The sequence below is a fragment of the Rhizobium lusitanum genome (assembly GCF_014189535.1).
In the GTDB taxonomy this organism is placed as follows: Bacteria; Pseudomonadota; Alphaproteobacteria; order Rhizobiales; family Rhizobiaceae; genus Rhizobium; species Rhizobium lusitanum_C.
Map to the genome: position 1 here is coordinate 1017832 of NZ_CP050307.1, position 14039 is coordinate 1031870.

The window sequence follows — 14039 nt, forward strand, 5'->3', positions numbered from 1 at the left end:
AGATCAATGGACAAGGAAAAGAGCGTCGCATGAGCCAATGTTCCGACAAGGCAGCCCTCGATCAGTGGTATGCGCTTGAGACAGAAAAGGAGATTCCGTTCGGAACCTCCGCAAACCGTCTTCTCGGCACCAATCTCACGGTCACGCGCGACAGGGACGGCACGGTCCTTGTCAAAGCCGATGGACGGGAAGAGCCGCTGCCGCTGATCAAGCGCTTCGGCCTCGTCTGGACCACGCTCGGCACACCGGCCGGTGGTCTTTTCGATTTGCCGGAAGCCGATGAGCCGGATCGGCGCGTCGTCAATTGCGGCACGGTCGCGGTGCGCGCCTCCGGCCTCAGGATCGTCGAGAACTTCCTCGACCTGGCGCATTTTCCCTTCGTCCACACCGATATCCTCGGCGCCGAACCGCATACCGAGGTGACGCAGTACAATGTCGAGATCCGCCGCGACGTCGATGAGGTGTGGGCAACCAATTGCCAGTTCTTCCAGCCGCAGGCGGCCCTTTCGGCCAGCGAAGGTATCATGACCGACTACATCTATCGCGTCATGACCCCGTTCACGACCCTGCTCTACAAGACCTGCCCGAATGCGGCCAACCGCTGGGACGTGATCTGCCTCTTCGTGCAGCCGCTCGATCCCGACCGCTGCCGCGCCCATCCAGTGATGTTCCTGATCGACGACGTTTCGACCACGACGGAGCTGGTGCATTTCCAGCAGCTCATCTTCCTGCAGGACCGCATCATTCTTGAGAACCAGCGCCCCGTACTGCTACCGCTGGAGCCGCGCGCCGAAATCCCGACGCGGGCCGACGCCACCTCGATTGCCTATCGTCGCTGGCTGAAGGAAAAAGGCATTACTTACGGCACGACGATCATGGCCGCCTGAGAGAGAATGCAATGGATTTACGCGGCAAGACGCTGAGCGCATCGGGTTTTCATTCGCCCGAACGCGGTACCATCGATGTTCTGGACGACGTGCTGATCGAGATCGATGCCGACGGCGTGATCACCGCCGTTCATCGCCACGGCGATCCGAATTACCGGACCATCCGCGATGCGCGTGACGCCTCCGGCGAGCTGGTGACCCTGCCGGCTGGTTCTTATATCCTGCCCGGCTTCGTCGATCTGCATGTGCACGCCCCGCAATATCCGCAGCTCGGCGACGCGCTCGACGTGCCTCTTGAGGTTTGGCTTCAGAAATACACCTTCCCGCTGGAAGCGCGCTATCAGGACGCCGCCTTTGCCCGCCGCGTCTATGGCCTGCTGGTCGAAGACCTGCTGGCCAACGGCACGACGACTGCCCTCTATTTTGCCACCATCCATCAGGAGGCGACGCGGGTGCTGGTCGATACCTGCCTTGAAAAAGGTCAGCGTGCCCTGATCGGCAAGGTGGCGATGGACAATGCCGAGGAATGCCCGGACTATTATCGCGACCTGACGCCGGAGGAGGCGCTCGACGGCACACGGGCGCTGATCGATTACGTACGTGGCCATCCGGACAATCATGAAGGACGTGTCCTGCCGGTCGTCACGCCACGCTTCATTCCCTCCTGCACCGATGCGACGCTCGAAGGTCTCGGTGCCATCGCCAAGGAATGCGGCTGCCATGTGCAGACCCATTGCTCGGAGAGCGATTGGGCGCATGGCTATGTGCTCGCCCGCCATGGCATGACGGATACGGATAGCCTCGATCGCTTCGGCCTCCTCGGACGAAAGACCGTGCTGGCGCATGCCAACTTTCTGACGGCGAAGGACATGGAGACCGTCAAGGCGCGCAAGGCAGCGGTAGCGCATTGCCCGCTGTCGAATGCCTATTTCGCCAATGCCGTCTTTCCCTTGCGGGCAGCTCTGGAAAAGGGGTTGCATGTCGGTCTTGGCACCGACATTTCCGGCGGCCCGAGCGCGTCGATGCTGGAAAACGCGCGCGGCGCGATCCTCGTCTCGCGGATGTTGCAAAGCGGCGTCGACCCGAACCTGCCACCTGCCGCCCGCTCGACTTTCGGCCCGGCGCAGATCGATTTTCGCGATGCCTTTTACATCGCCACATCGGGCGGCGGCATCGCGCTCGATCTGCCTGTGGGGCAGTTCGCGCCCGGCTATCAATTCGACGCCGTGCTCATCGACACCGAAGCAGAGAAAGGCACCGTCCGGCTGTTCGAAGACCGCGATGAGGGCGAAGGCATCCTACAGAAAATCATCTACACAGCATCGAAACCAAACCTTACGACCACCTGGGTCGGCGGCCGCAAGGTCTAGGGGCACCAAGACTATGCTGCCTTGGTGATACGCACCGGCAGCGACTTATAGGATGGCGTGCCGCTTTGCTTGTCCTGATAGTCGATCGGGATCAGGCAATTCGCCTCCGGATAATAGGCGGCGACAGAGCCCCGAGCGATATCGTAGGAAATCGCCGTCAGCTTCATCTGTCGCTTGCCACCGGAGGGCAAAGCCGTCGAGATCTCGACGAGATCGCCGTGTTCCAAGCCGTTCGCCGCCAGATCCCCATCATTCATGAACAACACGTCGCGGCGGCCGAACACACCGCGATAGCGATCGTCAAGGCCATAGATCGTCGTATTGTACTGGTCATGACTGCGAATGGTCGCGAGCTTCAGAATGCTCGCATCGGCAAGTTCCTTGTCCTCGTTGAGGCCCGGAAACAACAGGAACTCGGCCTTGCCCGACGGCGTCTTCCAGATGCGCTCGGTCGGTCCGATCGGCAGGCGGAAGCCGCCGGGCACGCGAATACGCTCATTGTAGCGCTCGAAATCGGGGAAGACGATTTCGATCTTGTCACGGATACGGTCGTAGTCGTCGACCAGATGCATCCACTCGACCTTGCTATTGGGCAATGTCGCCTGCGCCATGGCGGCAACGATCGCCGGCTCCGATCGCAACTCATCCGAAGCGGGTTTCAGCTTGCCGCGCGATGCATGCACCATCGACATGGAATCTTCGATCGTCACCGATTGCGGGCCGGAAGCCTGGATGTCCACTTCGGTGCGCCCAAGCACCGGCAGGATGATTGATTCCTTGCCGATCAGCAGGTTCGAGCGGTTGAGCTTAGTGTTCATATGAACAGCGAGATCGAGCTTGCGCATAGCTTCGGCGCAGAGCTCTGGATCGGGAAGCGCGATGGCGAGATTGCCGCCGAGGCTCAACAGCACCTTCGAGCGACCCTCCGCCATGGCCTGCATGCCGGCAACCGCGTCATGCCCATGATGTTCCGGTGGCTTGAAGCCGAAAGCGCGCTCGATGCCGGCCAGCAGCGCCGCGTTGGGTTTTTCGGTGATCCCGACCGTGCGGTCGCCCTGAACGTTGGAATGGCCACGCAGCGGGCAGATGCCGGCGCCCGGCTTGCCGAAATTGCCGCGCAGCAGCAACAGATTAGCGATCTGCTGCACATTGTAGGTTCCCTTGGCATGCTGGGTAATGCCCATGCCGTAGGGAATGATCGTCGCCTTGGATTTGACGTAGGCGTCGGCCACCCGTTCGAGATCGTCGCGTGTCAGGCCGGAGACGCGCTCGATATCCGCCCACTCGGTTTGCTTGAGATCGGCGGCGAGCGCTTCGAAGCCATTGGAGTGTTCGTCGATGAAGGCGCGATCGATCGCATCCGGCTGTGTCTCCGCCAGTACCAGTACCGCCTTCATGATGCCCTTGAGTGCCGCCGCGTCACCGCCGATCTTCACCTGATAATAGGAGGAGGCGATCCGTGTCGAACCGAGTGTGGCCATCTCGACCGGGCTCTGCGGATCGGCGAAGCGCTCGAGCGCCCGCTCCTTCAGCGGATTGAAGACGATGATCGGCACGCCGCGCTTCGAACATTCATGCAGCGTCCCCATCATGCGCGGATGGTTGGTGCCGGGGTTATGGCCCATCGAGATGATCAGGTCGCAATGGTCGAAATCGTCGAGCGACACCGTGCCCTTGCCGATGCCGATCGAATTCGGCAGGCCGGTGCTCGTCGCCTCGTGGCACATGTTGGAGCAATCGGGGAAGTTGTTGGTGCCGTATTCGCGTGCATAAAGCTGGAACAGGAAGGCGGCCTCGTTGGAGGCCCGGCCGGAGGTGTAGAACTCCACCATGTCCGGATCGGGCATACTGCGCATGACTTCGCCGATCCGGGTAAAGGCTGCCTCCCATTCGATCGGCTGGTATGTGTCGGTTGCGCGATCATAGGCTAGCGGATGCGTCAACCGGCCGGCATTCTCCAGATCGTAGTCGCTCCACTGGAGCAGCTCGGTCACGGTATGCTGGGCGAAGAATTCGGGCGTCACGCGCTTGTTCGTCGCTTCCCAGGTCACGGCCTTGGCGCCGTTTTCGCAGAACTGGAAGGTCGAGGTATGTTCCTTGTCGGGCCAGGCGCAGCCGGGGCAATCGAAACCATCCGGCTTGTTGGTGCGAAACAGCAGCAGCGGCGCTTCGGTTACATCCATCTGCTCGCGGACGGCTTTCGCGGTGGCTTTAAGCGCACCCCAACCGCCGGCGGGGCCGCTATAGGGACGAATACCCGGGACTTCACGTTTCTGCACCATCGCTCGCTCCTTCAATTCTCTCCCAAGACTCCCTCCCCGAGCCTAGATTATTGACGAATATTCTTCGGACGTTAGCGAGTAAAGTGCAATAGATCGATCGCTCGTCGGCACGACAAAAAGGACGCTCGGGCGGTTGAAACTCAGTTCTTGAAAACCAGACAGCTGCCGCCCTGTTGACGGATTTGGGCGCAAACCTGTTCCGCTTCCACACGCGTTTCCCGGCCGATGCGAGCGGCGTAGCGGACGCGAAAGCCGAAGCTGCCGTTGCGCTGGCGCACGATGAGCGGTTTCTCCTTGTTAAGCGGCGCGGAAAGCTTGCTGACATCCTGCGAAAAGAGGCTGCGGGCAACGGCGGGCTGAAAATGCTCTGCAAGCTGTACGCCCCAAGGTGCCCAAGGACGCTCCTGCTGCAATGCAACCTGCTTCAGCCGGCGCGTGCCGGCGAGCGCCATGCAGGCCTCCAGAAAGGGTTTGCCCTTGTCGAGTTCCGGCGCGGCGATCTCAGGAGGATCATCCTTCCATTGCTCGACCGTATAGGCGGTGATCGCCGCCACGTAGCTGCGCGTCTCATAGGGAAGGCTGCCGGAATTGAGAAAATTCGCCAGACCATTTTCGCCGGCATTATAGGCTGCGGCCGCAAACCCCAGATTACCGAAACGGCCCCGCAATTCATCGAGATAGACGGCCGCCTTGCCCAGCGCTTCCAAGAGATCGTAGCTGTCGCGAACGCCGCGCAATCTCGCCGTTCCCGGCATAAACTGGGCAATGCCCTGTGCGCCCTTCGGGCTGATGGCATCGGGCCGAAACATACTCTCCCGCCAGATCAGCCGGGCGAGATAGTCTGGCGGAAGCTTGTTGGCCTGGGCGAAATAGTCGATCGCCCCGCAGAGATCACGATTGTAGCTTTCCTTGCGGATACAGAGCGTTTCGCCGGTATCGGTGATGAACGGTCCGGAGATGCAGAATGGCGGCGCCACGCTCCATTCGGGTTGCGCCCTTGCGGGAACAACGGCAGACAGCAAGACGCCGAACGCAACAACGAAGCCTACGGTCTTTCTGACAAAGCCGGGCCGAAGCTGTCTGCCTGCCATTCGTGCGTAACCCATTGGAAACCGTCAAATCGCTAGCTCTGCTCTAGATAGCATCGATGCGCGATGACGAAAACCGTAAAGGCTGCAATGGCGACGGCGATACAATCTATTCGGCAAGACGACCGCCGCGCATCGGCGCGGGCACACCTGTCGTACCGGGGAAGCTGATCGGAAGGCCCCGAAGCACACGCACAGCAAGGAATGCAAAGCATTCGGCCTCGACGGCATCACCGCGCCAGCCAAACATTTCGGCCCCGATCGGCGTTACGCCGGCGCGTGTCTCGAGCATCGACATAATCGTCGGATTGTGACGGCCGCCGCCGCTCACCACCAGCTTTTTCGGACGGCGTGGCAGCAGGTCCAGCGCTTTGCCGACGGCAGAGGCTGTAAAGGCGGAAAGCGTTGCCGCTCCATCCTCGATACCGAGCCCATCGGCCATGGAGGCGCCGAAATCGAAGCGATCCAGCGATTTCGGATAGGGGGCGCTGAGATAAGGATGCTCCAGGAGCTTGGCGAGCCTGGCCTCATCCACCTTGCCGGCCCGGCCAAGTGCGCCATCGCGATCCATCTCACCGAGGCCATGGGATTTGATGAAGTCATTGAGCGGGGCATTGGCCGGCCCGGTGTCGAAGGCGACGAAATTGCCCTCGCCGTCCGACCAGGTAATATTGGCGACGCCACCGAGATTGAGGATGGCGGTGTCATCGCCGGTGCCCGCGCTGCGCAGCAAAGCGGTATGATAGGCGGCGGCCAGCGGCGCACCCTGACCGCCTGCCCGCACATCGGCGGAACGGAAATCATAGGCGACCTTCGTGCCGAGGATGGAATGCATCAACTCGCCATCGCCGAGCTGGCGCGTATCGCCGAGGCGATCTTTCTGCGGGGCGCGATGCAGCACGGTCTGGCCATGGAAGCCGACCACGCCGATATCGGCCATGGTCAGGCCAAAGCCTTCGACAAGCTCCTTGACGGCAGCCGACTGGGCGCGCGTCAATGCCTCCTCGGCCTCCTTGAAGATGGCCGGCTCCGGTCCGTTGAAATTCCAGACTCTTGCCTGCGCCAAGGTCTCTTCCAGCAGCCGCCTGATCCAGTCCGGATAGGGCGCCAGCGCATAGGGGCCGAATTCCGCGATCCGCTCGCCATCGGTCTTGATCAAGGCGACATCGATATTGCCGTCGAGAACGGTTCCGGTCATCAGACCGACTGCCCAGATTGGTTCCATGATCAAGCTCCTAAACTCTATTGACGAGATCGCCGACGCTCTGGCGAAGCATAAGGATCCCGCTGTCGAAATGGCGTGTCGGATGAATGCGGTTGGTGAGAAGGGTCCAGGCCCTGCCCTTGTCGAAATCGATCCAGAGGCCTGTGCCGGTAAAGCCGGTATGGCCGATTGTATCAGGCGAACATAGCTTGCCGCCGGACCAATCATCATAGGGACGCTCCCAGCCATGGGTGCGCGTCGCCGACAGTGGCGTCCGCATCAAGGTGATCGAGTGCCTGGCGGCACCGGTGCCAGTCAGCAATCCCTCGGCGAAATCGAGGACCGAGGCGACTGTTCCGAACAGGCCGGCATGACCGGCACCCTCTAATGCCGAGCAATTGTCGTCATGGACTTCGCCCGAGAGTACACGATGACGCCAGGTGCAGTCTTCCGTCGCAGCCGCCTGATCGGGCGCAGCGGAGAAGGCAAAACCGGGACCGGCGTCCATATCGCGGATCGTCTGCCCGGTTAGGCGCTCCAGCGCAAAGCCGAGCAGGATGAAGTTGATATCGGAATAGACCGGCGGACCGGACCGCCACTCGCGCTGCAGGATGAAGGCACGAAGCAGATCGGGGCTCTGGCCATAGGTATAGAGCGGCGCGACGGCGGGGAATGGCGTCTGGTGACCGAGGCATTCGCGGAAAGTCACCTTCCGCTCCCAGGCCGCGGCATCATATTGGCGCAGGTCCGGCAGCAGCGAAGTCAGCGGCGCGTCGAGATCGATTTTGCCTGCCTCCGCCAAAGCCAGAATACGTGGGGTGGTGAAGATGACCTTGGTCAGCGAGGCCAGATCGAACCATGTGTCGGTGAGCATCGGCCGCGTGACCGGAACTGTCTGCGCGGAGCCGACAGCACGGACCATGCGGCCGCCACCGAGATCGACAATGCCGAGCACGCCGCCTGGAATACGCCCGGCCGCAATGGCGGCTTCGACAGGGGCGAATGCCCGGTCGAAACTCTGTGCGAAGTCCGTATTCCCCGCTGCCGTCATCTCCCCTCCCCGCCGCTTCTCTCTCAAACTTCCGTCTGGGCCATATGATCCGCGGAAAACCGGCGCCATTCCGGCGCGTCCGGCTCGAAACCGAGCGGGCGCACAAGAGACGGAACCTGGCGCGTATCCAGCGCAAAACTCTCCCGCCGGCGCTCGACCGTCGGAACGGCCGAAATCAGCCGCCTGGTATAGGAATGTTTCGGTTCTGACAGGACCGAAGCGGCATCGCCGATCTCGACGATCTCTCCGGCATAGATCACGGCGATCCTGTGCGCAATCCGCTCCACGACCGCCATGTCATGCGAGATGAACAGATAGGCGAGGCGATATTCGCGCTGCAATTCGATCAACAGCTCCAGAACCTGCGCCTGAACCGACACATCCAGCGCCGAAACGGCCTCGTCGAGCACTAGAACAGAGGGGTTCAGCATCAGCGCCCGGGCAATGCAGAGCCTCTGCCGTTGCCCGCCCGAGAACTCATGCGGATAGCGCTCAAGGCTGTTTTCGGGCAGGCCGACGCGCTTCAGCAACTTGACCATCCTGTCGCGCGTCTCTCCGGAAGCCCGGCCGCTAGCAGCAATAACGGGTTCAGCCAGGATGCTATCGATGCGAAGCCGAGGATTGAGCGAGGCGTAAGGGTTCTGGAACACCATCTGCACGGCGCTCGTCCGATCCGTAGTCTTTCCACCCTTCGCCGTAAACGTACCGCGTGTCGATTTCACCAGTCCGAGAATTGCCCGCGCCGTGGTGGATTTTCCCGAGCCGCTTTCACCGACGATTGCCAGCGTTTCGCCGGGCAGCAGATCGAAATCGACACCTTCGACCGCATGCACCGCCCCGGCCGAACGGCGAAAGAAACTGCCCGATACCGGAAAACGAACCGTCAGTCCCTCGACCTTGAGCGCGGGAGCCGGTTCAACCACTTCGTCGCGATTGAAATCCGATCGCGCCGCACGACCGGCCGAAAAATGCGGGACGGAGTGAAGGAGATGCTGCGTATAGGGATGCGTGGGCCTGTCGAGGATCTGGTTCAGCTCGCCCTGCTCGACAGCCTGCCCTGCCTGCATCACCATGACCTTGTCGGCAATACCGGCAACGAGGCCGATATCATGGGTGATGAAGATCATCGACATGCCGGTTTCGCGCTTCAGTTCGGCAAGCAACGCCATGATTTGCGCCTGCACCGTCACGTCCAGCGCCGTCGTCGGTTCGTCGGCGATCAGCAGGCGCGGATTGCAGGCGAGCGCGGTCGCGATCATCACCCGCTGCAGCATGCCGCCGGAGAGTTGGTTCGGGCAATAGTTCAGCCGTCGCGCGGCATCGGGAATGCGGACGCGATCCAGAGCATCCTTGGCAGCAGCCCTCGCCTGGCGTCCAGTCAGCCCGCGATGCAGACGAAAGGACTCCTCGATCTGTGTGCCGATGGTCAGCACCGGATTGAGCGAGGTCATCGGCTCCTGAAAGATCATCCCAATCTCGGCGCCACGGATCTTCGTCAGCACCGCTTCCGACGCCGTCGTCAGGTCGAGAATGCTATTGTCAGCGCGCTTCAGCCTGATCGAACCGCCGACAATACGGCCGCCGCCGAAATCGACGAGGCGGTTGATCGACAGTGCGGTAACCGACTTGCCCGAGCCGCTCTCGCCGACGATGGCAAGCGTCTCGCCGGCGGCAAGATCAAAGCTGACGCCACGGACGATCCTGTTGGCTTGCGGATTACGCCCAAAGCCCACCTCCAGATTGGAGACAGAAAGCAGAGGACTCATGGGACTGCCCTCCGCATTTTCGGATCGAGAATATCGCGCAGCGCGTCGCCGAGCAGATTGAAGCCGAGGATGCTGATCATGATGGTGATGGCGGGGAAGATCAGCAGCCAGGGGGCTGTTTCCATCAGGTTGCGGCTGTCGCTCAGCATCAGCCCGAGCGAAGACGCCGGCGGTTGCGTGCCGAGGCCAAGGAAACTCAAGCCGGCTTCGGTCAGTAGCGACCACGCCAGCGCCAGCGTGATCTGCACCGTCAGCGGCGCGACGAGGTTCAACAGCAGGTGCCGCGTCAGGATATAGCGCTTGCTGCTGCCGAAGGTGCGGGCGGCATCGACGAAATCGCGTGCTTTCAGCGAGAGCGCCGGGCCGCGCACGACGCGGGTGAAGATCGGCGTGTAAACGATGGCGATGGCAGCGACGCTGGTCCAGGTGCCGGGTCCGACGATGGCGATGATCAGGAGGGCAAGGAGGATGGCCGGGAAAGCCAGAAGTACATCCATCATCCGCATGATCACCCCATCCCAGCGCTTTCCGAACCAGGCGGCGGTCAAGCCCAGCACGGTGCCGATCAGGCTCGCGAGCGCAACCGAGAGGAAGGCGACGGTGAAGGATTCGCCGATCCCGTTCATCAGCCGGCTTGCGACATCACGGCCGAAGAGGTCGGTGCCCATCCAGTAGACGGCATTCGGCGAATGCAGCCGGTCGATCCGGTTCTGGGTCAGCGGATTGTGCGGCGTCAGCCCCAGCATGCCGAGAACGGCAAGCATGAAAAAGACCAGAACGATGATGCCGCCGATCCGGCCGCTCGTGTGCCCGAAAATGGCTCTGACGATGCGCATCAACCTTCTCCCAGACGAACGCGCGGATCGAGCGCGACATAGGCAAGGTCAACGAGAAGATTGACGATCATGAAGTTGAAGGCGATGAACAGGACGCTGCCCTGCACCAGCGCGTAGTCACGTTGCAGGATGGCATCGAGCACCATGCGTCCAAGTCCCGGCAGGGCGTAGATCTGCTCGACCGGAACCGCCCCGCCAAGCAGATAGCCGAACTCGACGCCGCTCAGCGTCACCACCGGAATGAGCGCGTTCGGCAGCGCATGACGCCAGATGACGCCCCGCGCCAGCACGCCACGGCTCCGCGCGGTGCGGACATAATCATCGCTCAGGACATCGAGCATGGCGGAGCGCACGACGCGTGTGACGGAAGCCGCGAAGGCAAAGCCGAGCGTCAGCGCCGGCAGGATCATCTGCCCGAGATTTCCGAGGGGATCCTGCCAGATCGGCGTAAACGCGCCCATGGTCGGCAGCACCCCGAAGCCAGCCGAAAGCGCATAGATGATGAGAAGGCCGAGCACGAAATTCGGCGTGGACTGCCCGACCATGGCGGCGATACGCACCAGAAGATCGGACAGTTTCCCATTTCGTGTCGCGGCGAAGACACCGGCAGGCAGGCCGATCAGGAGCGCAATGACCATGGAGAGCAGGGCAAGCTCAAGGGTCAGCGGAAACCGCTCGAGAATGATATCGAGCACCGGCTTGCCGTAAGTGACGGAGAGGCCGAGATTGCCCTGCAGCAAGCCGAACAGCCAGCGCCAGTACTGCACGAACCACGACTGGTCGATGCCGAAATAGGCGGAAAGCGCCTGTCGTTGCTCCGGCGTCAGCAGGCCCGCATTGGTTCCCAGCATCGCCGTGATCGCGTCGCCCGGCACCAGCCGGATAGCGATGAACACGAGGACGGACACCCCCAGCATGATCAGCGGGAATGTCATCAGCCGGCGTGCCAGATACCCCATGAAACGTCCTCTAGGTCAGGCTTTCCATCACTGGATGGAGACTTTGCTGAGACCGAAGAGAGAGCCGGTCGGCGTCGGCACAAAGCCCTGAACGTTCTTCTGTTCGGCCGTGTAGCCATAGGCGGTATAGAGCCAGATCCAGGGCGACACCTCGGCGATGTGCTTTTCGAAATCAGCAAAGATCGCCTTGCGCTTGACCGGATCGGTCTCGACGCGGCCCTTCTGCATCAGACTATCAAGCGTATCGTCGATATAGTTCGCGACCTTCTGCAGGTTACCGGTTTTGGTCCAGTAGCGGTTGTACATGGTATAGGGGTCGGCGCTGCCGCCATTGAGCGCGACCGCCATGTCGAAATTGCCCTTCAGCCAGGCATCGACATAGACGTTAAGCTCCATCACCTTGATGTCGAGCTTGATGCCGATTTCAGCAAGCTGCGACTGGATGACCTGGGCTTCGGCGGTGGCGGTCGGCGGCTCGCCGGTGGCAGCGATCACGGTTGCCGAAAAGCCATTGGCAAAGCCGGCATCAGTCATCAGCTTCTTGGCTTTTTCGATATCGCGCTTGTAGCAGAAGAGCTGGTTCGGATCGGTCGCGTAGAGCGGCATGGTCAAGGGACCCGTAACCTTGCCCTCGCCGAGCGCTGCCGTATCCATCACATCCTGCCGGTCGATGGCGCAGGAGATCGCCTGACGCACGGCGAGCTGATCCATCGGCTTATGCGAAGGGTTGAGCTGCAGGACGTTGTAGGAGAGCCCCGGGGTCAGCGTCAGTTGCAGTTTCGGCTCCTTGGGAACCAAGGTTGCCACCAGCGGATCGTTCAGAAGCGCGAAATCGATCTGGCCGGTGCGCAACGACGCCAGGATCGCCGTCTCGTCCGGCAGGACACTGATATTGATGCCGTCGACACCGACCGCGCCGCCGGCCCACGCCTTGTTGGCGCTCAGGACTTCCTTGGAATTCGGAACCCAGCTGTCGAGCTTGAAGGGACCGGAGCCGATTGCCTTCGTGCCGATGGAGCCGGCGGTGATTTCGCTTGCCGGAACGATAGAGGCGTTGAGGCTGGTCATCGCCGTCAGGATCGGAACATCGGGTTGCGACAGATGAAAGACAACGGTCGTCGCATCAGGCGTATCGATGCTGGCGATCGAGAGGAAATTGGCGCGGGCGACAGCGGCGGTCGCCTGATCGAGAATGCGCTGAAACGAAGCCTTCACGTCGGCCGAAGTGACCGCGGCGCCATTCTGAAACTTGGCATTCGCATTGAGCTTGAAGGTCAACTCCTTGCCGTCGGGCGAAAATTGCCAGCTATCGGCAATGGCTGGCACAATCTGCAAATTGCCGTCGAGCCGGACAAGCGGCTCATAGATCAGCTCCAGCAGGCGGATCGAGGAAAAGGCGGTCTGTTTGTGCGGATCGAGCCCTGTCGCATCCTGCGACCATGCCATGCGCAATGTCGCCGCATGTGCTTGCGCAGACATGGCCGCGATGCCGAGACCGGCCGCCAATGCGACGCAGGACATCAGCCTATCTGGAAAATACCTTTTCATTCTTTTTGCCCCCTGAGCTTGTTACCCCAGCCGATTTTGGCCATTTCTTTATGATCGCGATATCACTTCATGCAGTCTTCGCGCTGATCGCCTTGCGCAGGAAGCCACCAGCGTTTTGCAATGCCGCGCGGGCTTCTTCAATGCCCATTCCGGTAATTTCCATGAGAATGGCGAGTTTGACGTCATTGCCCGTCTGGTCGAGCACGCGACGGGCATCCGCCTGCGTGCAGCCCGTCGCCTGCATGACAATCCTGGTGGCGCGGGCAACCAGCTTCTTGTTGCTCGCATGCACGTCCACCATCAGGTTTTGATAGCTCTTGCCTATCCGGATCATGCTCGCCGTCGTTAGCATGTTGAGAATGAGTTTCTGTGCTGTACCGGACTTCAGCCGCGTCGATCCCGTCAGGATTTCCGGGCCGACGACGGGAGAAATCGCCAGATCGGCGATGCCCGCAATGACCGAATTGGGATTGCAGGAGAGCGCGACGGTGACGGCGCCGATGCTCTTCGCATAGTTCAGTCCGCCGATCACGTAAGGTGTGCGGCCGCTGACGGCGATACCGACGACGACGTCCGCGGCTGTCAGCTTGATATCCTGCAAAGCCTGACGGCCCTGCTCCGGATCATCTTCGGCGCCCTCGATCGAGTTCTGCAACGCCTCGGGGCCGCCCGCAATCAGGCCGATCACCATATCAGGCGGCACGCTGAAGGTCGGCGGGCATTCCGATGCGTCGAGAACGCCAAGCCGGCCGCTGGTGCCGGCGCCCATATAGATCAGTCGTCCACCCTTCTGGAAGGCGGCGACGATCTGGTTCACAGCGGCGGCAATCGCCGGAATGACCTTTTCGACCGCCGTCGGAACGGTCTGATCCTCATAATTGATTTCGCGCAGGATATCGAAGGTCGGCAGCAGATCGATATGCATCGTGTTCGGATTGCGACCCTCGGAAACCAACTGCTCCAGTTCGGATATCAATCTCTGTTCTGTCATGGGCCTGTTCTCGAAACTATGCGTCGTTATCAATGGATGAGGGATGACAGGCTCGAT

The 14039-nt window shown here is 61.2% G+C and carries 11 protein-coding genes; 2 read left to right on the forward strand and 9 right to left on the reverse strand.

Annotated features, from left to right (window positions below; all coding sequences use genetic code 11):
* Positions 1-29 precede the first annotated feature (29 nt).
* Together HB780_RS07720 and guaD are read left to right on the forward strand one after the other, a co-directional pair.
* Positions 30-887, forward strand: coding sequence for an aromatic ring-hydroxylating oxygenase subunit alpha (locus HB780_RS07720; RefSeq protein WP_183689433.1), 858 nt, complete (start codon positions 30-32; stop codon positions 885-887).
* 11 nt (positions 888-898) lie between these two features.
* Positions 899-2257: a guanine deaminase gene (gene guaD, locus HB780_RS07725; protein ID WP_183689434.1), complete on the forward strand. Its 1359-nt coding sequence runs from the start codon at positions 899-901 to the stop codon at positions 2255-2257.
* Between the two features lie 11 nt (positions 2258-2268).
* On the opposite strand, the gene HB780_RS07730 is transcribed toward guaD, so the two are convergent.
* From HB780_RS07730 to murQ, 9 genes are all read right to left on the reverse strand, one after another.
* Entirely contained in the window at positions 2269-4539 is a 2271-nt protein-coding gene (locus HB780_RS07730; protein ID WP_183689435.1) for an FdhF/YdeP family oxidoreductase, read from the reverse strand.
* A gap of 140 nt (positions 4540-4679) precedes the next feature.
* Positions 4680-5630 (reverse strand): lytic transglycosylase domain-containing protein, encoded by a 951-nt coding sequence (locus HB780_RS07735; protein WP_183689436.1) that lies wholly within the window; start codon positions 5628-5630, stop codon positions 4680-4682.
* A gap of 106 nt (positions 5631-5736) precedes the next feature.
* On the reverse strand, positions 5737-6852 hold the full coding sequence (locus HB780_RS07740; RefSeq protein WP_183689437.1) for an anhydro-N-acetylmuramic acid kinase: 1116 nt from the start codon (positions 6850-6852) through the stop codon (positions 5737-5739).
* Positions 6853-6862: 10 nt separating this feature from the next.
* The gene (locus HB780_RS07745; protein ID WP_183689438.1) at positions 6863-7882 is read right to left on the reverse strand and encodes a serine hydrolase domain-containing protein; all 1020 of its coding nucleotides are present in this window, start codon (positions 7880-7882) and stop codon (positions 6863-6865) included.
* A gap of 23 nt (positions 7883-7905) precedes the next feature.
* Positions 7906-9648: an ABC transporter ATP-binding protein gene (locus HB780_RS07750; RefSeq protein WP_183689439.1), complete on the reverse strand. Its 1743-nt coding sequence runs from the start codon at positions 9646-9648 to the stop codon at positions 7906-7908.
* Complete coding sequence (locus tag HB780_RS07755) at positions 9645-10484, reverse strand: ABC transporter permease (protein ID WP_183689440.1); 840 nt, start codon at positions 10482-10484, stop codon at positions 9645-9647. Before HB780_RS07755 ends, HB780_RS07750 begins: the two co-directional genes overlap by 4 nt.
* Positions 10484-11443, reverse strand: a complete 960-nt coding sequence (locus HB780_RS07760) for an ABC transporter permease (RefSeq protein WP_183689441.1) — start codon at positions 11441-11443, stop codon at positions 10484-10486. The genes HB780_RS07755 and HB780_RS07760 overlap by 1 nt, the downstream gene beginning before the upstream one ends.
* A 27-nt stretch (positions 11444-11470) precedes the next feature.
* Complete coding sequence (locus tag HB780_RS07765) at positions 11471-12964, reverse strand: ABC transporter substrate-binding protein (protein ID WP_435693876.1); 1494 nt, start codon at positions 12962-12964, stop codon at positions 11471-11473.
* Positions 12965-13058: 94 nt separating this feature from the next.
* On the reverse strand, positions 13059-13982 hold the full coding sequence (gene murQ, locus HB780_RS07770; RefSeq protein WP_183689443.1) for an N-acetylmuramic acid 6-phosphate etherase: 924 nt from the start codon (positions 13980-13982) through the stop codon (positions 13059-13061).
* Between the last annotated feature and the right edge of the window lie 57 nt (positions 13983-14039).

Bases quoted from the DNA above. Each gene is read 5' to 3' on its own strand.
- HB780_RS07750 (WP_183689439.1), bottom strand. From the start codon at position 9,648: ATGAGTCCTCTGCTTTCTGTCTCCAATCTGGAGGTGGGCTTTGGGCGT.
- HB780_RS07745 (WP_183689438.1), bottom strand. From the start codon at position 7,882: ATGACGGCAGCGGGGAATACGGACTTCGCACAGAGTTTCGACCGGGCA.
- guaD (WP_183689434.1), top strand. From the start codon at position 899: ATGGATTTACGCGGCAAGACGCTGAGCGCATCGGGTTTTCATTCGCCC.
- HB780_RS07735 (WP_183689436.1), bottom strand. From the start codon at position 5,630: ATGGCAGGCAGACAGCTTCGGCCCGGCTTTGTCAGAAAGACCGTAGGC.
- HB780_RS07765 (WP_435693876.1), bottom strand. From the start codon at position 12,964: ATGTCCTGCGTCGCATTGGCGGCCGGTCTCGGCATCGCGGCCATGTCT.
- HB780_RS07755 (WP_183689440.1), bottom strand. From the start codon at position 10,484: ATGCGCATCGTCAGAGCCATTTTCGGGCACACGAGCGGCCGGATCGGC.
- HB780_RS07730 (WP_183689435.1), bottom strand. From the start codon at position 4,539: ATGGTGCAGAAACGTGAAGTCCCGGGTATTCGTCCCTATAGCGGCCCC.
- HB780_RS07720 (WP_183689433.1), top strand. From the start codon at position 30: ATGAGCCAATGTTCCGACAAGGCAGCCCTCGATCAGTGGTATGCGCTT.
- murQ (WP_183689443.1), bottom strand. From the start codon at position 13,982: ATGACAGAACAGAGATTGATATCCGAACTGGAGCAGTTGGTTTCCGAG.
- HB780_RS07760 (WP_183689441.1), bottom strand. From the start codon at position 11,443: ATGGGGTATCTGGCACGCCGGCTGATGACATTCCCGCTGATCATGCTG.
- HB780_RS07740 (WP_183689437.1), bottom strand. From the start codon at position 6,852: ATGGAACCAATCTGGGCAGTCGGTCTGATGACCGGAACCGTTCTCGAC.